The organism is Streptomyces coacervatus (assembly GCF_029223485.1).
Lineage (GTDB): Bacteria > Actinomycetota > Actinomycetes > Streptomycetales > Streptomycetaceae > Streptomyces > Streptomyces coacervatus.
In genome coordinates, this window is record NZ_JARHTP010000006.1 from 468,127 (window position 1) to 491,151 (window position 23,025).

General features: G+C 68.8%; 20 protein-coding genes and 2 pseudogenes. 13 read left to right on the plus strand and 9 right to left on the minus strand.

From position 1 onward, the window contains the following. Window positions 1–188 precede the first annotated feature (188 nt). Both P2Q00_RS17980 and P2Q00_RS17985 read right to left on the minus strand, forming a co-directional pair. Window positions 189–494, minus strand: coding sequence for a hypothetical protein (locus tag P2Q00_RS17980; RefSeq protein WP_275773558.1), 306 nt, complete (start codon window positions 492–494; stop codon window positions 189–191). Then, on the minus strand, window positions 475–903 hold the full coding sequence (locus tag P2Q00_RS17985) for an ATP-binding protein (protein WP_275773559.1): 429 nt from the start codon (window positions 901–903) through the stop codon (window positions 475–477). The genes P2Q00_RS17980 and P2Q00_RS17985 overlap by 20 nt, the downstream gene beginning before the upstream one ends. 187 nt (window positions 904–1,090) lie before the next feature. Between P2Q00_RS17985 and P2Q00_RS17990 the strand changes: the two genes are divergently transcribed. Genes P2Q00_RS17990 through P2Q00_RS18000 form a run of 3 tightly spaced genes read left to right on the plus strand, consistent with a single transcriptional unit; the run spans window position 1,091 to window position 2,836 of the window. Next, complete coding sequence (locus P2Q00_RS17990; RefSeq protein WP_275773560.1) at window positions 1,091–1,960, plus strand: helix-turn-helix domain-containing protein; 870 nt, start codon at window positions 1,091–1,093, stop codon at window positions 1,958–1,960. Beyond that, window positions 1,957–2,136, plus strand: a complete 180-nt coding sequence (locus P2Q00_RS17995; protein ID WP_275773561.1) for a DUF397 domain-containing protein — start codon at window positions 1,957–1,959, stop codon at window positions 2,134–2,136. The genes P2Q00_RS17990 and P2Q00_RS17995 overlap by 4 nt, the downstream gene beginning before the upstream one ends. Window positions 2,137–2,170: 34 nt before the next feature. Further along, window positions 2,171–2,836, plus strand: a complete 666-nt coding sequence (locus P2Q00_RS18000) for a pyridoxine/pyridoxamine 5'-phosphate oxidase (protein ID WP_275773562.1) — start codon at window positions 2,171–2,173, stop codon at window positions 2,834–2,836. Window positions 2,837–2,848: 12 nt separating this feature from the next. Here the strand turns inward: P2Q00_RS18000 and P2Q00_RS18005 are convergent, their stop codons facing one another. Genes P2Q00_RS18005 through P2Q00_RS18020 form a run of 4 tightly spaced genes read right to left on the minus strand, consistent with a single transcriptional unit; the run spans window position 2,849 to window position 5,210 of the window. Further along, a complete protein-coding gene (locus P2Q00_RS18005; RefSeq protein WP_275773563.1) occupies window positions 2,849–3,709 on the minus strand; it encodes a GNAT family N-acetyltransferase in 861 nt (286 codons plus the stop codon). Between the two features lie 39 nt (window positions 3,710–3,748). After that, entirely contained in the window at window positions 3,749–4,351 is a 603-nt protein-coding gene (locus P2Q00_RS18010; protein ID WP_275773564.1) for a GNAT family N-acetyltransferase, read from the minus strand. A 23-nt stretch (window positions 4,352–4,374) separates the two neighbouring features. Further along, on the minus strand, window positions 4,375–4,761 hold the full coding sequence (locus tag P2Q00_RS18015) for a Zn-ribbon domain-containing OB-fold protein (RefSeq protein ID WP_275773565.1): 387 nt from the start codon (window positions 4,759–4,761) through the stop codon (window positions 4,375–4,377). Continuing rightward, on the minus strand, window positions 4,758–5,210 hold the full coding sequence (locus P2Q00_RS18020) for a DoxX family protein (protein WP_275773566.1): 453 nt from the start codon (window positions 5,208–5,210) through the stop codon (window positions 4,758–4,760). Before P2Q00_RS18020 ends, P2Q00_RS18015 begins: the two co-directional genes overlap by 4 nt. A gap of 193 nt (window positions 5,211–5,403) precedes the next feature. Between P2Q00_RS18020 and P2Q00_RS18025 the strand changes: the two genes are divergently transcribed. The 6 genes from P2Q00_RS18025 (at window position 5,404) to P2Q00_RS18050 (ending at window position 14,023) form a co-directional block, all read left to right on the plus strand. Further along, on the plus strand, window positions 5,404–7,017 hold the full coding sequence (locus P2Q00_RS18025) for a subtype B tannase (protein ID WP_275773611.1): 1,614 nt from the start codon (window positions 5,404–5,406) through the stop codon (window positions 7,015–7,017). Between the two features lie 173 nt (window positions 7,018–7,190). Beyond that, window positions 7,191–8,384 carry a flavin-containing monooxygenase gene (locus tag P2Q00_RS18030; protein WP_275773567.1) on the plus strand — a complete coding sequence of 398 codons (1,194 nt, stop codon included), beginning with the start codon at window positions 7,191–7,193 and terminating at the stop codon, window positions 8,382–8,384. Window positions 8,385–8,555: 171 nt separating this feature from the next. Then, window positions 8,556–10,085, plus strand: a complete 1,530-nt coding sequence (locus P2Q00_RS18035) for a flavin monoamine oxidase family protein (RefSeq protein WP_275773568.1) — start codon at window positions 8,556–8,558, stop codon at window positions 10,083–10,085. A 148-nt stretch (window positions 10,086–10,233) separates the two neighbouring features. Next, the gene (locus P2Q00_RS18040) at window positions 10,234–12,459 is read left to right on the plus strand and encodes an acetate--CoA ligase family protein (RefSeq protein WP_275773569.1); all 2,226 of its coding nucleotides are present in this window, start codon (window positions 10,234–10,236) and stop codon (window positions 12,457–12,459) included. A 43-nt stretch (window positions 12,460–12,502) separates the two neighbouring features. Then, on the plus strand, window positions 12,503–13,372 hold the full coding sequence (locus tag P2Q00_RS18045; RefSeq protein WP_275773570.1) for an enoyl-CoA hydratase/isomerase family protein: 870 nt from the start codon (window positions 12,503–12,505) through the stop codon (window positions 13,370–13,372). Between the two features lie 42 nt (window positions 13,373–13,414). Next, entirely contained in the window at window positions 13,415–14,023 is a 609-nt protein-coding gene (locus tag P2Q00_RS18050; RefSeq protein ID WP_275773571.1) for a flavin reductase family protein, read from the plus strand. Between the two features lie 15 nt (window positions 14,024–14,038). On the opposite strand, the pseudogene P2Q00_RS18055 reads toward P2Q00_RS18050, so the two are convergent. Continuing rightward, window positions 14,039–15,487, minus strand: a pseudogene (locus tag P2Q00_RS18055) (glycosyltransferase family 39 protein); the annotation flags it as partial. A gap of 376 nt (window positions 15,488–15,863) precedes the next feature. On the opposite strand from P2Q00_RS18055, the gene P2Q00_RS18060 reads away from it, so the two are divergent. From P2Q00_RS18060 to P2Q00_RS18070, 3 genes are all read left to right on the plus strand, one after another. Then, on the plus strand, window positions 15,864–16,157 hold the full coding sequence (locus P2Q00_RS18060) for a lactococcin 972 family bacteriocin (protein ID WP_275773572.1): 294 nt from the start codon (window positions 15,864–15,866) through the stop codon (window positions 16,155–16,157). Between the two features lie 103 nt (window positions 16,158–16,260). Beyond that, on the plus strand, window positions 16,261–18,363 hold the full coding sequence (locus tag P2Q00_RS18065) for a bacteriocin-associated integral membrane family protein (RefSeq protein WP_275773573.1): 2,103 nt from the start codon (window positions 16,261–16,263) through the stop codon (window positions 18,361–18,363). A gap of 42 nt (window positions 18,364–18,405) precedes the next feature. After that, window positions 18,406–19,101, plus strand: a complete 696-nt coding sequence (locus P2Q00_RS18070; protein ID WP_275773574.1) for an ABC transporter ATP-binding protein — start codon at window positions 18,406–18,408, stop codon at window positions 19,099–19,101. A 25-nt stretch (window positions 19,102–19,126) separates the two neighbouring features. On the opposite strand, the gene P2Q00_RS18075 is transcribed toward P2Q00_RS18070, so the two are convergent. Next, the gene (locus P2Q00_RS18075) at window positions 19,127–20,452 is read right to left on the minus strand and encodes an MFS transporter (protein WP_425579571.1); all 1,326 of its coding nucleotides are present in this window, start codon (window positions 20,450–20,452) and stop codon (window positions 19,127–19,129) included. Window positions 20,453–20,561: 109 nt separating this feature from the next. Between P2Q00_RS18075 and P2Q00_RS18080 the strand changes: the two genes are divergently transcribed. Further along, entirely contained in the window at window positions 20,562–21,635 is a 1,074-nt protein-coding gene (locus tag P2Q00_RS18080) for a GlxA family transcriptional regulator (protein WP_275773576.1), read from the plus strand. On the opposite strand, the pseudogene P2Q00_RS18085 reads toward P2Q00_RS18080, so the two are convergent. After that, window positions 21,626–22,871 (minus strand): annotated as a pseudogene (locus tag P2Q00_RS18085) (MFS transporter); the annotation flags it as partial. The gene P2Q00_RS18080 and the pseudogene P2Q00_RS18085 sit on opposite strands and share 10 nt — an antisense overlap. Window positions 22,872–23,025 lie beyond the last annotated feature (154 nt).

The window sequence follows — 23,025 nt, forward strand, 5'->3', positions numbered from 1 at the left end:
TGGTCCCCTGCCACAGCGACGCGCTGTGGCACCTCGGTCGTACTGAATTTCCGGAAGTCATCCTGCGGGAGCCTGCACACTTCAAGCGGTCCGCGTCGTTCCGGCTCGAAGTGCACCAGACGTACACGACGCCCCGCGAGGCCGGACCTTCCATGCCCTCCAGACCGGAGAGGTGATGCCGGAGGGCTTCAACGGCCGCCGCTGACAACGTACGGCCGTACCACGTCGTCGGAGGTTTCCCAGCGGAACTCCCGCGGGCGCGCGGGGACACGCCAGCACTCCTCATCGCACAGAAACGGCAGCCGGTGGCCGGCCTCGCGGTTGCGTCTGGCCCAGCGGCGCCAGCGGGCGTCGTACGGGTTCGGAAGCCGCCAGACGTACGGGTCCGGTACTCGCGACTCCTGCGTGAGGGCCCAATCACCCGGCGCGAGGCAGCCGTTGGAGCGTGACCGGGTGAACAGGCGGACGGCGCAGTCATAAAGCAGCCGGAACATTGCCTGCCCTCTCCGGCTCCTGAGTGAGCATGAACCGCGCCCACACGCACTTCGTGTGCGGCAGCTGCGCGTGGCCCCAGCCGTGGGCCAGCAGCCCCACCAGGGCAAGCCCGCGCCCGCCCTCGGCGTCCGGAGCGAAGTTGCGCGGTTCGGGAAGCCGGTCCCGGTCGGGGTCGTGGACCTCCAGGAAGAGGTACGGCTCCCGAAGCGTGAGGGTGATCTTGACCTGGGCGCAGGAGATCCGGCAGTGGGTCACCGCGTTGGTCACGAGCTCGTTCGCCGAAAGGATCACGTCGTCGGCGAGTCCGTCCGTGATTCCCCAGTCCGCGAGGACCTTGCCGACGCGCTGACGTGCGGTGGGGACGTGCCTTCTGTGCTTGGGGATGCGGAAGGTTTCGGTTTCGGGCATGGGGGTGCCGACCTCCTGACGTGCCGTCAAGATGCGCTCCGTTGTGGCGCCTTCACGAAGCTACGGCCGTATTCAATACACACGCAACCCGCTCAAGTGAATGCATGCAGTCGTCCACTCGATCGAGTGACGCGCTCTCGGGGGCGCTGCCCCTGTGGCATCGTTGCCGCTGAAGAGGGGAGGCCACATGCCCGCAGGTGGACGACCGACGGTGCGCAGCAGGCGTCTTGGTATGGCGCTCAGGCAGTACCGGCAGGCCGCCAAGTTCGATCAGCCGCAGGCCGCCGAGGTCATCGCATCAAGTCAGGCCAGAATCAGCCGCCTTGAGAGCGGACACGTCACTGCGCGCGTCATCGAGGTGCGGCTGCTGCTGGAGGCGTACGGCGTCACAGATCCGGAAGTGCGGGACAAGCTGGAGGAGTTGGCAAAGCACTCCAAGAACCGGGGCTGGTGGCTCGAACACGCCGAGCACCTGCGGCCGGACTACGTCGATCACATCGCGTTGGAGGACGACGCGACCCACATCCGCGAGTGGCAGCCGATCATGGTGCCGGGGCTCCTGCAAACTCCGGCCTATGCGGAGGCGGTCATCGCCGCCAGTCCCCACTACATCGAGCCGGAACGGGCCACCCAGTTGGTGAAGGTCCGTATGGGGAGGCAGGCGAAGATCGAAGAGGGTGAAGCCTCGTACACAGCCATCCTCTGGGAAGCGGTTCTCGCGCAACCGCTGGTGAGCGTCGAGATTCACCGCGAGCAGCTGTCCGCGATCCTGGAAGTCGGAAAGCGGAAGAACGTCACCGTGCAAGTGCTGCCGATCAGCGCAGGCGTACTGGCGGGTTACTCCTGCGCCTTCTCCTCCTTCAGCTTCGATGAGGAGCCCACGGTCGAAGCGGTCGCCATGGACAATCTGCGAGGCACGTCCGTCCTTGAAGGGGCCGAGGACCTTGCCGCTTACGCCAGTGCGTTCGACCTACTACGATCGTCAGCGTTGACACCGGACGCTAGCGCGAAGCTCATCCGGGGCATATTGCGGAGCTTGAAGGAAGACACATCGTGACCGAGGTTGTTAGCGCCTTCTGGAAGTCCTCGTACTCGGGGGCTGAGAATGCCTGCATCGAGGTCGCCGACACAGCCCCCGGCGGCCGAGCCATCCGCGACAGCAAGCAGCAGCACGGCCCTCTCCTCACCGTCTCCCGTGACAGCTGGCAGGCCTTCATCCGGCAGTTCGACTAGGCGTACGGGCGGATCCGCGAGTGATACTCGACGCATGGCAACGGATCTTCACGAGCTGCTGAGGTCGCTGCGGGTGTGGGACCCGGAGGTCACACAGCTGCCGCCCTTCGACCCGGCGACCACCCCCGCCGAACCGCTCACCCTCTTCACTACGTGGTTCGCGGATGCGGTGGCGGCCGGGCAGCCGGAGCCGCACACCATGTCTCTGGCCACGTCGGACGCGGCGGGTAGGCCGGACGTACGGATCGTCATGCTGCACGGCGCCGACGCCGACGGCTGGGCCTTCGCAACGCATGCGACGAGCCGTAAGGGCGGGCAGCTGGCAGCCCGGCCGTATGCGGCCCTCGGCTTCTACTGGCCGGTGCTGGGCCGCCAGGTGCGGGTACGCGGGCCGGTCAGCGCCGCTCCGGCGCAGGAATCGCAGGGCGACCTGCACGCCCGCTCGACCGGTGCACTCGCCGCCGCCCTCACCGGGCGTCAGAGTGAAGTCCTGGAGTCTGTCGAGGAGTTGGCACGCGCATCGCAGTCCGCCTGGGAACGGGCCCAGCAGGAGCCCGACGCTCCGGTGCCGTCCTGGACCTTGTACCGCCTCCGGCCGGACGAGGTGGAATTCTTCCAGGGGGACGAGCACAGACGGCATGTACGGCTGAACTACCGCCGAAAGGAAGGGGGTTGGGTCACGGAGCTGCTGTGGCCGTAGGCCCGCGATCCCTCATACCGTGAAGTCGTACACCCCGAAATCCGCCACCGCCCGATACCCGATCCGCTGGTACAGCGCGTTGCTGGTCGGATTGGCGAGGTCCGTGAACAGCAGTACCTCGGCCGCGCCGGAGGCGAGTGCCGCCCGGCTGACCTCGGCCGTGACCGCCCCGGCGTAGCCGCGGCCGCGCAGGTGGGCCGGGGTGTAGACGGGGGCGACCCGGACCTGCCCCGCGACCGTCGGTGTCACCCCGGCCATGGAGATCGGGCTGCCGTCGGCGTCCTCCCAGAAGGTGACCCCGCCGTAGGCGATGCGCGCGTCGGCCCATCCCTCCCCGTTGCGCATCGCTCCGTCACCGACGGCCTGCGCGAACTCGTCGTGCCAGTGCACCAGTTGGTCCCGGTCCGCCTGCCCCGCGACCCTCGCCCGACCCTCCGGCACCGGCCCCGGAGCCGTCAGCGTGCCGAGCCGGTACAGCCGCTGCCGTTCTTGCAGCGTCGCCGTCGCGCCCGTGTGCCGCTCCCAGGCCCGGGCCAGGGCGTCGACGGCGGCGCGCTCGCCGGTGACTCCGGGGAACGGTCGGCCCAGGCCGGCCAGATGGGCGGCGAGGGAATCGGCCTGCTCAGGGGTGAGGGGCGTGACGTTCAGCGGGTAGGGAGGGGTGTGGAAGTAGGCGGCGCGGACTGTGCCCTCCGACTCCAGTACGCCGAAATAGGGCGCCTCGGCGCCGTAATAGTGCACGCCGCGTGTCCGCAGTCCCTCAGTCACCGTCAAGGGCACGGTGTGCAGGGCGGGGCGGGAGCCGAGGAAGCTCCCGGCGCGCGTCAGGAAGGTGTCCAGGTCGTCGGTGCCGTACCAGTCATCGGGATGCATGCCCCATGATCCCGCGCACCCTCGCCCGACGCCCTCGAATTACGGGACCTGCGGCTCCGGGTCCGTTGCTATCCGTCCGTGCAGATGCACGTCCCGGAACGCGTCGTACCGCCCAGCCTCGAACATCGCGCCCCGCAGGAGCCCCTCGTATCGGAACCCGCACCGCTCGGCGATACGGCACGAGCCCTCATGGCCGACGGCATGGCCGAGCTCCAGCCGATGCAGCCCCAGTTCGGTCAGGGCCCAGCGGGAGGCCACGGCCAGAGCGCGGGTGGCAACCCCTTGGCCCCGGGCCTCGGGCAGCACCCAGTACCCGACTCGGGCAATGCTCAGAACGGGGTCGATCGCATTGACGCCGATGTGCCCCAGCACCGCCCCGCTCGCCTCGTCGGTCACGCAGTACGACGCCGCCGACCCGTCCGCCGAGCCCAGCGCCTTGGCCCGCAGCGACTCGCGCGCGCCCACGAGGTCGTCGACCGGCCTGAGCGGTGTGTTCCAGCGCCGGAACTCCGGGTCCGTGAGGCCGCGCAGCCAAGTGGCGACATCGGCGTCCGAGTCCGCGTCCCACAGACGCAGGCGGACACCGTGGCCGTACAACTCGGGAAAGGGGGAGGCGAGGTGCTGCTCGTCGACAGTGGCCATCGGCCCATTCAAGCCCGTACGTCTCAGTCGCGCGGCCGGAATACCGGCGTCCCCTCCCGGAACGCCACCTCCAGCTCCATCCCCGCCCGGAGCTCCCCCTCCCCCACCACCTCCGTCATCATCCGCGGCCCCTCTGCGAGGTCGACCACGGCGGCCACGTAAGGCGTCCGCTCCCCGAAGGGCGGCAGGTCGTTGCGGTGGACGACGGACCAGGTGTAGAGCGCCGCCCGGCCGCTCGCCCGCTCCCACTCCACGTCCTCGCTCCAGCAGTGCGGGCAGAACTCGCGCGGATAGTGGTGGGCCCGCCCGCACGCCCCACAGCGGCGGATCAGCAGCCGGCCCTCGGCGGCGGCGTCCCAGTACGTGCGTGTGAAGGCGTCGGCCTCGGGGACGTCGTGGCGCGCGGTCACCCGAACCACCCCACCGCGGCGTCCAGCGACCACACCTGCCACGACATCCCGAACAGCCCGACCACCGACATCAGCGCCATCATCGAGTTCTGCCCCTGCTCGGCCACCTCGTGGATCATGAGCGTGAAGTAGAGGACGTTCAGGAGCAGCCCTCCGACCAGTGCGATCGGGGTCAGGAACCCGGCGACCAGTCCCAGTCCGATCGCCAGCTCCGCGTACACCACGACGTACGCCATCGTCCGCGGGCGCGGCGCCACCATGACCTCGAAGCCGGACCGTACGGCGTTCCAGCGGTGCTTCGCCGCGATGCCGGCTGCCCAGTTGATCCCGGTGCCGCGCTCGAACCAGGCCTTGCGGTCCTTGTGCCGCCAGCTTTCCAGCCACCACAGCCCCAGTCCTATACGCAGGACTGCCAGCCATTCCGCGCCACCGAGCCAGATCGAGTCCATGAATCTGACGGTACGTCAGATGAAGGGATCCTGGAAGCCGCCTGTGCGTCCCCGGTGAAGCTGTGGGCTCCCCATGAATAGCGGCAGATTGTTGGCAATTTCGTCGGCATTCTCGCTACCTTCGCAGACGCCAGCAGAGAACCCGAGGGAGCCAACCGTGAAGCACAGGACAGTGAAGCGCAGGACCGTCGTGATGGGCATCGGCGCGACCGCCGGCGTCGCCGCAGCCGGGGGCACCGCCCTCAACGCGCAGGCATCCAGCGACTCGTCGTCCGCGTCCTCCTCGAACTCGCTGGTCTTCGACCCGGACGGCTACACGATCCTGACGACGACCGTCACGGACACCGACGGCAACGACCACTCCGTGACGTACCACTTCTGGAAGGCGATCACCTACGTCGCCAAGCCGGTGGACGAGACGTACCAGTCGCTCATCGTGAGCGCCCCCGTCGAGATCGACGGCAAGACGGTGGACCCGACGAACGCCCCGATCCTGTTCGCGAATTCCGTCGGCGGCTACATGCCGTCCTCCGTGGCGGACGCCACCGGGGTCGGCGCCGGAGGCATGTCCGGCGGCGGTGGCATGCCGAGCGGCGCGCCCACCGGGAGTGCCGCGCCCAGCGCCTCCGCCTCCGCCTCCGCCTCCGCCTCCGCCTCCAATGCGAACGGCAACACCAACGCCACCGGCGGCGCCACGGCCTCCAACCAGCTCCTCGCCCTCGCCGCCGGCTACGTCGTCGTCGAGCCCGGCGCCCGCGGCCGCACCCTCAAGAACTCCAGCGGCGAGTACTACGGCACCGCCCCGGCCGCGATCGTCGACCTCAAGGCGGCTGTGCGGTATGTGAAGTCCAACATGGGGCGCATACCCGGCGACGTCGAGCGGATCGTGTCGGCGGGCACCAGCGCCGGTGGCGCCCTGTCCTCGCTCCTCGGCGCCTCCGGCGACAGCCCGATCTACGACAAGTACCTCAAGGAGATCGGCGCCGCCGACGCCTCCGACGCGATCTTCGCCGTCGGCGCCTGGTGCCCGATCACCGACCTGGAGCACGCCGACTGCGCCTACGAGTGGAACTGGGGCTCCAACGTCACCCAGTCCACCGGCAAGGTCGTCGACCAGACGGTGTCGAAGGAACTGCAGGCGCAGTTCGCCGAGTACCAGGCGTCGCTGAAGCTGCGCGGCCTCAGCCGCTTCGGTGCACTCACCGCCCGCAACTACGACGCGTACCTGGTCAGGCAGTACCTGGAGCCGTCGGCGACCAGGTACCTGACCGACCTGTCGGACTCGGACCGCGCGGCCTATCTCGCCAAGAACACCTTCATCACCTGGTCCGGCGGCAGGGCCGCCTTCACCTGGGACGACTTCCTCACCCACGTGGGCGCCCGCAAGAAGACCACCCCGGCCTTCGACGCCTTCGACCTGTCCGCCGGCGAGAACAACCTGTTCGGCGCGGGCACCACCGCCAACCGTCACTTCACGGCGTACAGCGCCAAGAACGACACCACCGGACTCAGCGGCAAGCGCGTCGCGAGCGACATCCCCGAGAAGCTGCACCTGATGAACCCGATGTTCCACCTGGTGGAGAAGGTCAACGGGCGGCGCTCGAAGCACTGGTGGATCCGCCTCGGCACCAACGACTCCGACACCTCGCACGTCATCTCCGCCAACCTCGCCGCCGCCGCGAACGGCCTGGGCGACGAGGTCAACCACCTCTACTACTGGGACCAGGGCCACGGCGCGAACACCGACCCGGGCGACTTCATCACCTGGATCGCCAAGGTCACGGGCCACAAGGCCAAGAAGAAGTAGCCAGGGTCCGTAGAGGTCAGCAGGAGTGGGTGGGCGGTCGCTCGCCAAATGGCCACAACCGAGTGGTCTACGACACACACCCCACCCACTCCTCCTACAGGCGTGATCAATCCGAAACCAATTCCGGGCTTGACCGAGACCCATCAACCCGGCACGTGATTACGCTCCCGAACATGGCCGACTCCACTCCGTCCGCGAGCCCCTCGGACCGCCACCGCCCCGTCTACGTCATCGGAGGCGGCCCGGCCGGGCTCTCCGCCGCGTACGCGCTGCGGGCCCGGGGCATACGCGCCGTCGTCCTGGAGAAGTCCGACGGTGTCGGTGCACCCTGGCGGCGGCACTACGACCGCCTCCATCTGCACACCACCCGCCGCCTCTCGGCCCTCCCCGGGCTGCCGATACCGCGCCGGTTCGGGCGGTGGGTGGCCCGGGACGACGTGGTGCGCTACCTGGAGAAGTACGCCGAGGTGCACGCACTGGAGATCGTCACCGGCGTCGAGGTCTCCCGCGTCGAGCGCACGCCCGACGGCAGCGGCTGGCTGCTGCACGCCACGGGCGGCCGCGAACTGACCGGCGCCGCGGTCATCGTCGCCACCGGCTACAACCACACGCCGTACGTCCCCGACTGGGCCGGCCTCGACACCTACACCGGCGAGTTCCTGCACGCCGGCGACTACCGCAGCCCCGCCCCCTACACCGGCCGTGACGTCCTCGTCGTCGGCGTCGGCAACACCGGCGCCGAGATCGCCGTGGACCTGGTGGAGGGCGGCGCCTCGCGGGTGCGGCTGTCGGTGCGGACGGCTCCGCACATCGTGCGGCGCTCGACCGCCGGGTGGGCCGCCCAGTACACGGGCGTGCTGGTACGGCGGCTGCCGACCGGGGTCGTCGACCGGCTCGCGCGGCCGATGGCGAAACTGAGCGTCCCCGACCTCTCCGCGCAGGGGCTGCCCCGCCCCGACACCGGGCTGTACACCCGGGCCAAGGAGGGTGCCATCCCGGTGCAGGACGTCGGCCTCATCGATGCCGTCCGCAAGGGGCGGGTCGAGGTCGTCGCCGCCGTCGACGGCTTCGAGGACGGCAAGGTCGTCCTCGCCGACGGCACCCGCGTCTCCCCGGAGGCCGTCGTCGCCGCCACCGGATACGTCCGCTCCCTGGAGGGCCTCGTCGGCCACCTCGACGTGCTCGACACACGGGGCAGACCCGTGGCGCACGGCGCCCGCACCCCGCAGAACGCCCCCGGCCTGTACTTCACCGGCTTCACCACGCCCATCAGCGGCACCCTCCGCGAGGTGGCGATGGACGCCGAGAAGATGGCGAAGGCCATCGTGAAGAACGGCGCGGACGCGCTGTCCCGCCTGCCCGGGTGACGTAGAAACCCTCAGCTCCCTGCTCCCCTTTCAACTCAACTCCCTTCAGTAGAAGTCTCGTTACGCATGAGTCAGATGTGACGGGAGCGTTGAAGCGTGCCCACGCGCGGGGCCAGAATGTGAATCCTGCTCACCTTTCTGGCTCCACCGACTTCTCTCCCCCGACGGAGGATGCACGTGGCACGCGAAAGACAGCACGACTCCCGCGCCCTCTCCCGGCCCCAAGCCCTCTCCCGCCGCTCCCTGCTCGGCGGTGCCGCCGCCGCTGCCGGAGCCGTCACCCTCACCGGCACCGCCGCCGGGACCGCATCCGCCGCCACGACACGTGACGTGGACGTCGCCGTAGTCGGCGGCGGGCTCGCCGGGCTGACGACGGCCCGCGACCTGGTGGCGGCCGGCAAGACCGTGGCCGTCCTGGAGGCCCGCGACCGCGTGGGCGGCCGGGTCGTCAACCTGTCCCTGGCAGGCGGCGGTTTCACCGAGGGCGGCGGCGAGTTCATCGGCCCCACCCAGGACCGCATCAAGGCCCTGGCCGACTCCCTGGGCGTGGCGACCTTCACGACCTACAACACCGGCAAGAACCTCCTCTACAAGGACGGCACCCGGACCCCCTACGCCACCGACGGCATCCTCGGCTCGGTCCCGCCCGTCGACGCGGCCGGACTCGCCAACGCCGCGATCGTGCAGGCGTCGCTGGACGACATGGCCAAGCAGGTCCCGGTCGACGCGCCCTGGACCGCCGCGAAGGCCGCCGAGTGGGACAAGCAGACCTTCGAGAGCTGGCTGAACGCCAACGCGGTCATCCCCTCGGCCAAGTTCCTCCTCGACGTCGCGACCACCTCGATCTTCTCGGCCCAGCCCCGTGAACTCTCCCTTCTCTTCGTCCTCTTCTACATCGCCGCCGCCGGCAACGAGTCCACCGCCGGCACCCTGGAACGCCTCACCGACACCGCGAACGGCGCCCAGGAGTCCCGCTTCGTCGGCGGTTCCCAGCAGGTGCCGATCAAGCTGGCCGCCACACTCGGCGACCGGGTGGTGCTGAGCGCACCGGTGCGGTCGATCGCACAATCGGGCGGCAAGTACGTGGTGACCGCGGACGGGGTGACGGTGACGGCCAAGAAGGTCGTCGTCGCCGTACCGCCGCCGATGGCCGCGCGCATCACCTACGACCCGCTGCTGCCGGCCTCACGCGACCAGCTGAGCCAGCGCCTGCCGATGGGCTCGATCGGCAAGGCGATCGCCGTCTACGACACCCCCTTCTGGCGCACCGACGGCCTCAACGGCCAGGTCGTCAGCGACTCCGGCGTGGTCCGCTCGACATTCGACAACTCACCGCCCGACGCCTCCTACGGAGCCCTGATGGGCTTCATCGAGGCCGACGAGATGCGGGCGTACGACGCGTCGAGCGTGGCCGAGGTCAAGGCCGCCGTCCTCAAGGACTACGCCAACTACTTCGGCGACAAGGCCAAGTCGCCCACCTCCTTCGTGCTGCAGCGCTGGAACAACGAGGGCTTCTCCCGCGGCGGCCCGGTCGCCTACGCCCCGCCCGGCGTCCTGACCGAGTACGGCGCCGCCCTGCGCGCACCGGTCGGCGGCATCCACTGGGCGGGCACCGAGACCTCCACGTACTGGAACGGATACATGGACGGGGCCGTGCGGTCGGGGGAACGGGTGGCCAAGGAGGTCCTCGCGGAGCTGTGAGGAGCCCGCCGGGATTGGCCGGCTTCCCGTTCGGCTCTGCGTGCCCGTTCAACTTTGCGTGCACACCCGTTCCTGACATCGCGTCAGTTCAGTAATCTGACAGTGCGTCAGTTATTGGCTGTGCTGTCTCAGAGGAGCGGGCGGACCGATGCTTGGATCAACCCACGGCACCCTCACCACCGACTCCCGCCGGGCCCGGGTCATCGCCTGTGGCGAGCAACCCGGGCCCGCCGTCCACGGCAGGCCCGCCGAGGTCGGCGACCTCGACGTCAGCGGCCTGCCCCTGTACGCCGACGTGCCCGATCTGGACCGGTTCTTCCGGCCCGAGTCCGTCGCCGTGGTCGGCGCCTCGGACACCGAGGGGCGGCCCAACACCGGTATCACCCGGCAGCTGGTGGCCTGGGCCGAACGGGTCGGGGCGCGGCTCCACCCCGTCCACCCGAGCCGCCCCTCCGTGTTCGGCATACCCTGCTCCCCTTCTGTCTCCGACCTGCCGGAGCAGGTCGATCTCGCCGTACTACTGGTCGCCGATCCCCTTCCCGTGCTGGAGGAACTGGCCGAGGCCAAGGTGAAGTTCGCGGTCGTCTTCGCCTCCGGGTTCGCGGAGACCGGTGCGGAGGGGGCGGCCGCGCAGGAGCGTCTGGCGGTGGCCGTGCGCCGCTCCGGGATGCGGATGCTCGGCCCCAACACCAACCTCAACGCCTTCGAGCGCTTCCGGGACGACCTCGACGGGCCGGCCATCGCGCTCATCACCCAGTCCGGCCACCAGGGCCGCCCCGTCTTCTCCCTCCAGGAACTCGGCATCCGGGTCTCCCACTGGGCACCCACCGGCAACGAGGCCGACCTGGAGACCGCCGACTTCATCTCCTACTTCGCCGAGCAGCCCGAGGTCGGCGCCATCGCCTGCTATGTCGAAGGGCTGAAGGACGGCCGGTCCTTCCTGCTCGCCGCCGACCGGGCCGCCCGACGCGGGATTCCGGTCGTCGCCGTCAAGGTGGGCCGCACCGAGACCGGCGCCCGCACGGCCGCCTCACACACCGGCAAGCTGACCGGCGCGGACACGGTGGTGGATGCGGCGATGCGGCAGTTCGGGGTGATCCGGGTGGACGGACTCGACGAACTCCAGGACACCGCCGCCCTGTTGGCCCGCGCCCGGCCGCCGCGCGCCGACGGCGTCGTCGTCTATTCGATCTCGGGCGGCACGGGCGCGCACTTCGCCGATCTGGCGACCGAGGCAGGGCTCACCCTGCCGGTGCTGTCCCAGGCCAAGCAGGCCGAGCTGCACGAGTGGATACCCGAGTACCTGAGCGTGGCCAACCCCGTCGACAACGGCGGGCATCCGGTCGGCGACCACCGTGGCCGGAAGATCATCGACGCGATCCTGGACGACCCCGACGTAGGCGTCCTGATCTGCCCGATCACCGGCCCCTTTCCTCCCCTCAGCGACCGACTCGTCCAGGACCTGGTGGACGCGGCCGAGCGGACGGACAAGCTGGTCTGCGTCGTGTGGGGCTCTCCGGTCGGCACCGAACCGGCCTACCGCGAAGTCCTCCTCGGCTCCTCCCGGGTGGCGACCTTCCGCACCGTCGCGAACTGCATCACCGCCGTCCGCGCCCACCTCGACCACCACCGCTTCGTCACCGGCTACCGCTCCCCCTTCGACGAGGCACCCCGCACGACCTCGCCCTCCTTCCGCAAGGCGCAGGCACTGATGCGCCCGGGCCAGCAGCTCAGCGAACACGCGGCGAAGCAGCTGCTGCGGGCGTACGGAATCCGCGTACCGCGCGAGCAGTTGGTGACCAGCGCGGCAGCGGCCGTACGCGCGGCGGGCCAGGTGGGTTACCCGGTGGTGATGAAGGCGTCCGGTGCGCAGATCGCCCACAAGACCGAGCTGGGACTGGTCAAGATCGAGCTCACCTCCGCCAGCCAGGTCCGCGACGCCTACCGGGAGTTGACCGACATCGCACGCTACGAGGGCGTCGGTCTGGACGGCGTCCTTGTGTGCCAGATGGTCGAGCGGGGTGTGGAGATGGTCGTCGGCGTCACGCATGACGAGCTGTTCGGTCCGACCGTGACCGTCGGGCTCGGCGGGGTGCTGGTCGAGGTGCTGCACGACATCGCCGTACGCGTGCCGCCCTTCGGGGAGGAGCAGGCCCGGGACATGCTCTCCGACCTGCGCGGGCGGGCCCTGCTCGACGGGGTCCGGGGGCGTCCCCCGGCCGACCTGGACGCGCTCGTCGAAGTCGTCCTGCGGGTGCAGCGCATGGCGCTGGAGCTCGGGGACGATCTCGCGGAGCTCGACATCAACCCGCTGATGGTGCTGCCCAGGGGGCAGGGTGCCGTGGCGCTGGACGCGTTGGCGGTGTGTCGCTGAGATGGCCGCTGACATGGCAACCGAGACGGCAGCTGAGATGAACATGCCCAATACCCCCCGTACTGGCGCGAACGATTCCGAGCCGGAAATTTCCGCTGAGTCATTGGTACAGCACGCCACTGACAATCAGGTCTGCCGCATCACCCTCAACCGCCCCGAAGCCCTCAACGCCATCACCGCTGACCAGCGCGAACGCATCATCCGGCTGCTCGGCGACGCCTCCGCCGACCCGGACGTACGAGCCGTGGTGATCACCGGAACCGGGCGCGGATTCTGCGCGGGAGCCGATCTACGGGGCGGTTCGGGAGCAGGTGAACGGGTCGCCGGTGGACAGGTCGCCGGTGAGCGGGTCGCCGGCGACGTGGCCCGCATACTCCGCCTCGGCGCCCAGCGCCTGATCGCCGCCGTCCTCGACTGCGAGAAGCCGGTGCTCGCCGCGGTGAACGGCACGGCGGCCGGCCTCGGCGCCCACCTCGCCCTCGCGTGCGATCTCGTACTGGCCACGGAATCGGCCAGGTTCATCGAGGTGTTCGTGCGCCGCGGACTCGTACCCGACGGCGGGGGCGCCTATCTCCTCCCCCGCCTGATCGGCCCCCAGCGGGCCAAGGAGCTGATGTTCTTCGGCGACGCGCTCACCGCCGCCGACGCCGAGCGGCTCGGGCTCGTCAACCGGGTCGTACCAGACGAGGAGTTGGAGAAGACGGCCCGCGCATGGGCGGAACGTCTCGCCACCGGCCCCACGCGCGCCCTCGCCCTCACCAAGCAGCTCGTCAACGCCTCCCTCGACACCGACCGCGCGACGGCCTTCGCCGCCGAGGCGGCCGCGCAGGAGATCAACATGACGTCGGCGGACGCGCGGGAAGGGGTACGGAGCTTCGTGGAGCGCAGAAGCCCCGAGTACAAGGGCCGCTGACCCTTCCCATCTGACATACCGTCAGCTTCAATGGAAGGCGTGATGGGACACGCAGGGGCGGCCGCAGCCGCCGTCCGTTACCTCAGGTCGGCCGGGACCCCGGCCCCCGTAGAAGCGCTGCCGCGCCCCGAGTTGCGGTGCGTCGGGGAGGACGAGCGCGCCCCCGTCGACCAGGCCGAGTTCCGGCGGGTGCTCGGGAACTTCGCGACGGGCGTGACCGTTGTCACCGCACCCGCCGCCGACGGCGAGGCCGGTCCCGCCGGCTTCGCCTGCCAGTCCTTCTCGTCCCTGTCCCTCGACCCGCCGCTGGTCGCCTTCATGGTCGGCCGTACGTCGACGACCTGGCCGCGCATCGCCCGCGCGGGCGTCTTCTGCGTCAACGTCCTGGGCGCCCACCAGGACGCCCTGTGCCGTGCCTTCGCGGTGAGCGGCGCGGACAAGTTCAAGGGCGTCGCGTACGACGCGGCACCGGTCTCCGGCTCACCGCGGCTGGCCGGTGCGCCCGCCTGGATCGACTGCACGATCCACGCGGTGCACACGGGCGGCGACCACCTGATCGTGGTGGGCCGCGTCGAGGCCCTCGGTGCCGGAGCCGCCTGCGACGAACCTCTGATCTTCCATCGGGGGCGGTTCGGGCGGCTGACTGACTGACGGCTGAGCCGACGCACGTCGCTCGTACACCGTCACCCTTCGTCCGCGGACCTGTTTGTCGGCCACGGCCGTGAAGTACGTCCTCAGCACGGAGGCCTTCGCCCTGTCCCGCTCGGCCGCGATCGGTTTCGCCACCCGAGGTGCGTCCGTCACCAGCAGGATCCGTCGCTGGGACAGCATTGCGGCACGGATACGAGCCGGGCTTTCCTCTATGCCTTTCAGGGTCCCGGACTTCTCCGGGCTCTGCGCCAGCGCTATGTCCCGCAGACCCGAAAAGGCGCTCGGCGAAACGGATTTGGTGTCCCGGCGCGCCGACGGGATGAAAAGCACCGCATTCCCGGTCTCTTTCATGCGCCGTACGTCCGAGGCCACCGCCAGGACGTCGTCCACCCGGCTCGACGGGGATCGCTTGGCCAGCGACTGCGGTAGCAATGCCACCGTCGCGACGACGATCACTGTGGGGAGAACCCATATCGACGCCCTCGGGTTCCGGGGCCTCACCGCCTGTATCGCCGAGCCGATGACCCTGCCGATCATCAGCGCCAGACCCAGCAGGCTGAAGAGAACGTACCGGTCCAAGAACAACGGCTGGATCAGGGAAAGACCGATGAGGGCGATCTGCGGCACCGCCAGCAACGGCAACCCGACGGCTGACACCGAAAGCCGACCTGCCCGGGGCCGGTCCAGTAGTGCGCCGGCTCCGCCGATCGCCAGCAGAACCGCCGGGCCGATCAGCATGTGCCAGGTCAGCGGCGGTATCCATGACACCTGTGCGGACTGGCCTCGACTGAAGAGAACCAAGGGCAGCACGCAGGCCGTTGCGCCCGCAGAGGCAGTCGTCCAGCGTTTCCATATTCCGCGACCGGGTCCGCTCCAGACCAGAGTCGCCAAGTGCGCCGCGAGAATCATGAGCGAGAGCCAGTTCAAAAGGCCGCTGATCAGGACAGTGCCGCCGTAGGCGACCCAGTGCACTGTCCGGCCTCGCCCCTGCAGCAGGGTCACAAGCAGCAATGTGGAGATTCCGGCCCCGGCTGCGACCAGTGCGTACGGCCGCCCCTCCTGGAGATAGAACTGGACGGCCGGAAGGAGCCCGAAGGCCATCCCTCCCGCCAGGCCCACCCACATTCCGGCCAGCCGGTGGCCAATTGCAGCCACGCACGCCGCCGCAACCGCCGTGGCCAATACCGAGGGCAACCGCAGGGTTGTGGTGCTGGGGCCGAAGCATTCAAACAGTGCGTGCATCAGCAGGTAGTAGCACCCGTGCACGACGTCGACGTTCCCCAGCATGCGCCATATCTCAGGCGTGGAGCGCTGGGCGACCTGCCAGGTAGCGGCCTCGTCCCGCCATACGCTGCCCTGCCGCGACAGGCCCCACAAACCGAGAGAAAAGGTCCACAGCATCGGTATCAACCAGACGAGAACGCGGCGATGGGACAACGAACGCAAAGTGCGAGCTATGGACATTAAAGAGGGCTTCCGGAGCGGCGATTGAACAGGTCGGTGTCGCAGAGGCTCGAAGGCCGCTCACCGACCACGAATCACATGCCGCAGTACCCCCGTGTGCGGCCCCGTCAAAGCCAGCGCCGTCAAGGATGCCATCCCCGCATCGACCTGTCACGCCTTTTCTGGCCAGAACACCGTTGGCCAGAAACTGCACCCACCCAGGCAGGTCGATCTTTTCTCTTTGCACTGCTATCACCTCGACATTACCAATGCCAGATGATTCGAGCACATTCGAAAGTTGCTTGGATCACGCGATTACGCGGTTGCACAACGGCCGTTTCCTGCATCAGGATCTTGCCTTGTCCAGAACATCTTCATGATGAAAAGGGGATCATTCATGAACAAGAGAACTGGTATTAAGGCGGCCGTCGTGACGGCCGGCCTCCTCTTCGCCGCGGCCACTCCGGCGCTTGCCACCACCGTGGACGTCGGCGGCGGCAAGTGGAGCTACGACGAGGGCGCCAACACGGCGTGGTCGAACTACAAGCACCCGAGCAAGCAGCACTCGTCCTCGGTGAAGATCGGCCGGACGACCTTCGCCAGTGGCTGCGCGTCTGCCGGGGACTGGTCCCTGGCCTCGGGCTCGAAGAACGGCGGCTCGATCAGCTACTACTACAAGACCTCCTGCTAGGTCTTCGGTAGGTCTCCTGGTCGAAATCCGGGTTTGAGCATGCGAGGGTGGCGCCGCCCTCGCATGCCCGCCCTCGAATGCCTGCACTCAACCGAGGTATCCGATGCTGCACCGAGGAATACGATTCGCCCACGCCGCCATCCTGGCCTTCTCCGCAGTACTGGCTTTTCTGTTCGTGCGGGGGCTGGACGAGAGCGCGCCGCTGGGAAACTCGGCTCTGGTCGACGTGTTCGACTCCGACGACTCAGTGAGCGCTCCTCAAGTCATCCGCGCCGTCGAGTCGTTCTCGACCGAGCACGGAGTCGGAGTGGCACGGGACGAGACCGATCTGAAGAATCCCGACGGGGTGCGGAATCTCTACGTCGCCGCAGGCAGCCCGGACTCCATGACAGCGGAATGGCTGCGCGAGGGTTATCCGGCATTCAGCAGCGACTTTGAAACCCGTGTGCATCCGATGTCCGAGATCGCACAACGGGATCCACGGGGCCCCTACTACGTGTTCGGGTCACCTGCGGACGCCGACGCTCTACGGGCCAAGTTCGCCGGTCTCGGCCTGACGGCCGGCGTTTCCCACCCTTTGTCGTATGCCGAACTCTCCGAGAAATACTCGGACGACCCCCTGTTCCGTGCCTTCTGCGTGGTCGCCCTTGCGGCGCTGACGATGACCGGCGCGAGCGTACTGCTCAGTGCGAAGTCGTACGGAGTTCTTCGATCGCAGGGCATGTCGTTCACCGGCATCCTCTTCCGCGAACTACGGCAGCTGGCGGTTTTCTGGTCGGCGGCAGCCGGCATCGTGGTGGCGGTGACGCTGGCCTTCCTGGGCTTCTACAACAGTTTCGCCTGGCTGGGGCTCTTCGCTTCGGTGACCGCAGTAATCGCAGCGCTGCTGATCGCCCTGACGCTGGCCACCCATGCGGCCGTGCTCGCTCTCACCTTCAAGGTCGACATACTGCGTGCCCTCAAAGGTGAACTGCCCTCACGGGCGGCATCCATCAGCGTCTACGTTGTGCGCGTCCCCGCACTGCTGCTCACTCTCAGCATTGCCACGAATGTCACCCTCGCGGGCCGGGATGTGCTGACGCGGCAGGAAAACCGGGATGTCTACCACACAGTGGGCGATGCGGTGTCGATTCGCATCAATGGCGCCCTTGCTCCGCACATGGACCAGGTGAACAAACACGTGGGCCCGTGGCTGCGCAAAGCCGACCGGCAGGGCAAGGTGATTGTTGCCGGTCGCAGAGACCTCCAGATCTCCGCACCGGACGCGCGTCTGCCGGCCGGCGAGATATTCGTCGTCAACGACACCTACCTCAGCAAGCAGCGAGTTCTCGACCCGGCGGGACGCCGATATACCTCTACCGCCCGGGGCGACAGGACACCGGACTCGTTCGCGGTACGGGTCATCGTCCCCGAATCCCTGGCCTCGCACGCGCCGGCGATCACCGAGGCAGCTTCCCGGATAATCGACCCGAGTCGCACTCGGCACATCCCGCTCAAGGCGCTGCCGAGCAGGACGGGACAACATCTCTTCGGCTACAGCACCGGCGCCTACGTCTACAACGCGGCACACAGTCCGGACGAGGACAGGTCCCTGGTGCGCGACCCGGTCCTTGTTGTCGTCCCCAATGGATCACATTTCCTCAGAGATGACGCTTATACCTCATTCGCCACTCAGGCCGGTGTGGTCTTCCCCGATCCCGATGACGTGCTGAACGGCATCAAGACGGAAAGACTGCAGACCTATGTGAACGCCATGAGCCCCGTCGGGCAGCAGACCGCGCTGGATCTCAGGGATGCAGTCAGCGAACTTCGGCTGCAGATCTTCAACCTCATCGTTTCCGTACTAGTGCTCCTTGTCGCCGGTGTGGGCGTCTGCGTCATCTACTCGCGCAAGAACGCGCAGAGCATCTTTGCGAAACGCATCAGCGGCTGGCGATACACCACCACCCACCGCTTCATACTCGCTGTGGAAGTGGCCATTGCCGTCATCTTCGCCACCCGGGTTCCTTTTGTGGCATGGCAGCAGCACCAGGAGCTGAAGAAGTACACGGCCAACGGGGCACCCGCCCCCTTCGAGCCGATTCACATCACGGCACTCGACGTCGGTCTCATCACCGGTCTTGTCGCCTTCGAGTTCGGGGCCGTGCTGCTCGCCCTTGCGTTCTTCCACGGCCGCATCATGAAGGGCGGCGCGACCGATCTCTGAGCCCCTCAAGCGGGAAACCCCTCCACTCAGCCGGAGTACGCTGTGATCGATATCGAGAACCTGTCGAAGTCCTTCGACGCCCGGACCCTGTGGCGCAACGTCAACTTCACCGTCAACCGCGGCGAAATGCTCGCTCTGGTCGGCCCAAGTGGATCCGGTAAGTCAACCCTCCTCAACTGCCTCGGGCTGCTCGACAAGCCGAGTGGCGGCGCAATTCGCTATGAGGGGAGCGACATCACCCGTTTCGGCCGGCGCGAGACTCTCCGGTTCCGTCGCGATACTCTCGGCTATCTGTTTCAGCACTACGCCCTCATCGAAAACGCGACCGTCGACGAGAACCTGGAAGTAGTCACCAAACTACGGCGGCCGTTGAAAGGCAAAGCCAGTACGGCGATTGCCGAGGCGCTCGACCGTGTCGGTCTGGCAGGCCGGGGAACCGAAAAGATCCACCACCTCAGCGGCGGAGAGCAGCAACGCGTGGCCCTGGCCCGCCTTCTGCTCCAACGGCCTGCGCTGGTACTCGCGGACGAGCCGACCGGCGCCCTCGACGAGGCCAACACCACCATGGTCGTCGGCATCCTCCGCGAGATGAGCAAGGACGGATGTGCCGTGGTCATCGCCACCCACGATGCCGATGTCCGAAACCGATGCGACGCCGTATTCGCCGTACACGAGTCCTCACTCGTCGGCTCCCCGCACCCCGAGGCAGTCCACTCCCATCCGGCACCGGCCGGTTAGAACTTCCCCTTCCGGTCAGATGGGTTCAGCCCACGGCCAGCACGGGGACCGCCTGCCTCCGCCGGATCACCAGCGCCATCAGCGCCGCCACCGCGCACAGCGCGCCGGATGCGTACCAGACCATGTCGTACGAGCCGAAGACGTCACGCGCCACACCCCCGAGGAAAGCGACCAGCGCAGCGCCGACCTGGTGGGAGGCGAGGACCCAGCCGAAGACGATCGCGCTGTCGTCGCCGTACTGCTCCCGGCACAGGGCGACCGTGGGCGGGACGGTGGCGACCCAGTCGAGGCCGTAGAAGACGATGAAGAACAGCATCGGCGGATGGACGCTCGGGGCCAGGAGCATGGGCAGGAAGAGGAGCGAGATGCCGCGCAGGGCGTAGTAGACCGCCAGCAGCCGGCGCGGTTCGAAGCGGTCCGTGAACCAGCCGGAGGCGATCGTGCCGACCACGTCGAACACGCCGATGACCGCGAGCAGAGAGGCCGCCGCCGTGACAGGCATGCCGTGGTCGTGGGCGGCGGGCACGAAGTGCGTCTGGATCAGGCCGTTGGTGGAGGCACCGCAGATCGCGAAGGTGCCGGCCAGCAGCCAGAAGGTACCGGTGCGGGAAGCCGAGAACAGGACGTTCACCGCTCGGCGGGCGGCCCCGGCCGCGGGCTCCGGCTTCGGTACGAACTCCTTGGCGCCGTACGGCTTCAGGCCCACGTCCGCCGGGTGGTCGCGCAGCAGCAGCCAGACGAAGGGGACGACTGCGAGGGCGGCGAGGGCCACCGTGACGACCGCCGGGCGCCAGTTGTAGTTCGCGACGATCCAGGACAGCAGCGGCAGGAAGATCAGCTGGCCGGAGGCCGAGGCGGCGGTGAGGATGCCGGTGACCAGGCCGCGGCGCTCGGTGAACCAGCGGTTGGTGACCGTCGCCGCGAACGCCAGAGCCATCGAGCCGCTGCCCAGGCCGACCAGCAGTCCCCAGCCCAGCATCAGCTGCCAGGCCTCTGTCATCCACCTGGTCAGGCCTGAGCCGATCGCTATCACGGTCAGGGCCACGGCCACGACCTTGCGGATGCCGAAGCGGTCCATCAGCGCCGCCGCGAACGGGGCGGTGAGGCCGTACAGCGCGAGGTTGACGGAGACTGCGGCACCGATCGTGCCTCGCGACCAGCCGAACTCCTGGTTCAGCGGGTCGATGAGCAGGCCGGGGAGCGAGCGGAACGCGGCCGCGCCGATGATCGTCACGAAGGTGACGGCGGCGACGAACCACGCCCGATGGATGCGGGTGCGAGGGGATCGCCCGGACTCGGGAGCCGTTTCGACCCCTGCGGGTTCGGTTGTCTGGGTCACGACATAGAGCATCCAGGCCGGAACCGAGCGCATCCACTGGCCCGAAGGACAGCATTCGTTAGGATCGGGCCATGGATACGGTCATGAGCAGCTGGATCACAAGCACATGGATCATGGGCACATGGATACGGCTGTGAGCAGTGCGACGGGTTTCCGCCCGCACCGCGTAGTCGTCCTCGCCCTCGACGGCCTGCTCCCCTTTGAGCTGGGCATCCCGCACCGCATCTTCGGGCGCCCCAAGGACGCCCGGGGACGGTACCTGTACGAGGTTGTCACCTGCTCGATCCGGCCACCGGGCCCCGTGCAGACCGACGCCGACTTCGCCGTCCAGATCGAAAACGGTCCGGAGGCCCTGGCCACCGCCGACACGGTCGTCGTCCCGGCGTCGTACCAACTCGGCCCCGTCTTCGAGCAGGGCGTCCTCACCGACGAACTGGCCGCCGCCCTCGCCCTCATCCGCCCCGGCACCCGGCTCGCCTCCATCTGCAACGGCGTGTTCGTCCTGGCCGCCGCCGGCTACCTCGACGGCCGACCCGCCACCACGCACTGGGCGGAGACCGACCAGCTGCAACGCCTCTTCCCGAAGATCGACGTCGACCCGAACGTGCTGTTCATCGACGACGGCGACATCCTGACCTCGGCCGGCGTCGCCGCCGGCATCGACCTGTGCCTGCACATGGTGCGCCGCGACCACGGCACGGCCGTCGCCAACGACATCGCCCGCCGCACCGTCGTACCACCGCACCGCGACGGCGGTCAGGCGCAGTACATCCAACGCCCGGTGCCCGAGCCCCAGTTGGCGACCACGAGGGGAGCGCGCGCCGGGGCCCTGGGCCGGCTGCACGAGCCGATCCAGCTGCGCGACATGGCCGCACAGGAGTCCATGTCCGTCCGCACCTTCACCCGCCGCTTCCGCGAGGAGGTCGGCGTCAGCCCCGGCCAGTGGCTCACCCAGCAGCGCGTGGAGCGGGCCCGGCACCTGCTGGAGTCGACCGACCTCTCGGTGGACCAGGTGGCGCAGGAGGCCGGATTCGGTACGGCACAGTCCATGCGGCAGCACCTACAGGCGGTGCTCGGGGTCACACCCACCGCGTATCGCCGTACCTTCCGCACCGGGAACGGTGGGAGCGGCGGGAACGCTGGGTCCGGTGACATCCGATCCGGGAGTTACGACGGTGTCGGCGTCCTGCGCTGAGTGTCCGGCGCGGCGGACCTCGCCCCACCAGCCGACCGCGGTGAGCACCAGGGTGAGGCCCACGCCGGCCAGGATGGCGGTGGACGGCTCCGTTACGTGCAGCAGGGCGCCGGCGAGCGAGCCCGTCGCCGCATAGCCCGCGCCCGCAGCCGCGTACATGACCGAATAGCCCGCGGCCAGGGTTCTCGGCGGAAGGGCTTCGCGCAGCGACAGGTTGCGGGTGAGCAGCACCGCCGACTGGAGCATGCCGCCCACGATCAGCGCGACGGCGATCCCGGCCGTGCCCGGTATCAGCGCGACGAGCGTCACGCACGCCGTCATCGCGCAGATCAGCACGGCGCTACGGGTGCGCGGCAGCCCCGGCCAGCTGCGCAGGCCGTAGAGGAACGCGCCCAGTGCGCCGCCCACCGCCAGTCCCGTCAGCATCGGGCCCGACCAGCCGACGGCGATGCCGCGCTGTTCCAGCAGGGCGGGCAGGACGAGTTCGGCCAGACCGAGCAGGGCGAGACCCGCCGCTCCCGTGACGAACAGCGGCCAGGCGCCGATCAGCAGCCGGATCGGCGACTGACCCGCCGATGCCTCGCCCTTTGAACCGCCCGCCCGTTCGCCCGCCCGTTCTCCGTCCGTCGTGTCGCCCGCCCGCACCCCACCCTCCGCATCGCCCGCCTCCCAGCCGGCCGGCAGCAGCCACAGACCTGCGAGCGACGACGCCATCAACGCGGCAGCGAGCAGCAGCGGGGCGCGCGGTGCGACGGCCAGGGCCAGGCCGGTGACGGCGGCCGGGGAGACCGCCCAGATGCCCGACACCAGTATCGACTCGGTGGACAGCGCCTGTGCCACGGCACGCTCCGGGACCAGGTGGGTGAGCATGGCGCGCAGCGCGCCGGCCGACGCGGCCGGGGCGCCACCGGCCAGGAACGCGAACGCGGCGAGGGCCACGGAGTGCGCGCCGGGAAACGCCCCGAGGCCCACGAAACCGGCGACTCCGGCCGCGAGGCCGGCGGCCAGCTGAGGGCGCGCACGGTCGGGACGCAGGCGCATGCCCAGGGTGGGGGCGCCGATGATCTCGCCGATCACATAGGCAGCGGCGAGAGCCGCGCCCAGCGCATATCCCCCGGGGCGCTCCCGCACCAGGAAGACCAGGGCCAGCGGAGTCATCGCCACCGGCATACGGGCGCCGACGGACGTGCAGGCCCAGACGAGGACCTGTCGGGAGGCGACGTCGCGGTAGGTCATGCGTCGAAGTTACGGGTCGGCACTGACAACGCCCAGGCGATTTCCGCCGCCTGTGGAAAACCTCCAACTGCCGCCAGAAGCTGCCCAACCAGAAGGTGAGCGACCAGAATGTGAGGAGCCAGAAGGTGAGCAGCCAGAAGGTGAGCAGCCAGAA

Bases quoted from the DNA above. Each gene is read 5' to 3' on its own strand.
- P2Q00_RS18080 (WP_275773576.1), top strand. From the start codon at position 20,562: ATGGATACGGCTGTGAGCAGTGCGACGGGTTTCCGCCCGCACCGCGTA.
- P2Q00_RS18050 (WP_275773571.1), top strand. From the start codon at position 13,415: ATGGGACACGCAGGGGCGGCCGCAGCCGCCGTCCGTTACCTCAGGTCG.
- P2Q00_RS18065 (WP_275773573.1), top strand. From the start codon at position 16,261: ATGCTGCACCGAGGAATACGATTCGCCCACGCCGCCATCCTGGCCTTC.
- P2Q00_RS18035 (WP_275773568.1), top strand. From the start codon at position 8,556: ATGCACGTGGCACGCGAAAGACAGCACGACTCCCGCGCCCTCTCCCGG.
- P2Q00_RS17985 (WP_275773559.1), bottom strand. From the start codon at position 903: ATGCCCGAAACCGAAACCTTCCGCATCCCCAAGCACAGAAGGCACGTC.
- P2Q00_RS18000 (WP_275773562.1), top strand. From the start codon at position 2,171: ATGGCAACGGATCTTCACGAGCTGCTGAGGTCGCTGCGGGTGTGGGAC.
- P2Q00_RS18010 (WP_275773564.1), bottom strand. From the start codon at position 4,351: ATGGCCACTGTCGACGAGCAGCACCTCGCCTCCCCCTTTCCCGAGTTG.
- P2Q00_RS18060 (WP_275773572.1), top strand. From the start codon at position 15,864: ATGAACAAGAGAACTGGTATTAAGGCGGCCGTCGTGACGGCCGGCCTC.
- P2Q00_RS18025 (WP_275773611.1), top strand. From the start codon at position 5,404: ATGGGCATCGGCGCGACCGCCGGCGTCGCCGCAGCCGGGGGCACCGCC.
- P2Q00_RS18075 (WP_425579571.1), bottom strand. From the start codon at position 20,452: ATGCTCTATGTCGTGACCCAGACAACCGAACCCGCAGGGGTCGAAACG.
- P2Q00_RS17990 (WP_275773560.1), top strand. From the start codon at position 1,091: ATGCCCGCAGGTGGACGACCGACGGTGCGCAGCAGGCGTCTTGGTATG.
- P2Q00_RS18020 (WP_275773566.1), bottom strand. From the start codon at position 5,210: ATGGACTCGATCTGGCTCGGTGGCGCGGAATGGCTGGCAGTCCTGCGT.
- P2Q00_RS18040 (WP_275773569.1), top strand. From the start codon at position 10,234: ATGCTTGGATCAACCCACGGCACCCTCACCACCGACTCCCGCCGGGCC.
- P2Q00_RS18005 (WP_275773563.1), bottom strand. From the start codon at position 3,709: ATGCATCCCGATGACTGGTACGGCACCGACGACCTGGACACCTTCCTG.
- P2Q00_RS17980 (WP_275773558.1), bottom strand. From the start codon at position 494: ATGTTCCGGCTGCTTTATGACTGCGCCGTCCGCCTGTTCACCCGGTCA.
- P2Q00_RS18030 (WP_275773567.1), top strand. From the start codon at position 7,191: ATGGCCGACTCCACTCCGTCCGCGAGCCCCTCGGACCGCCACCGCCCC.
- P2Q00_RS18045 (WP_275773570.1), top strand. From the start codon at position 12,503: ATGCCCAATACCCCCCGTACTGGCGCGAACGATTCCGAGCCGGAAATT.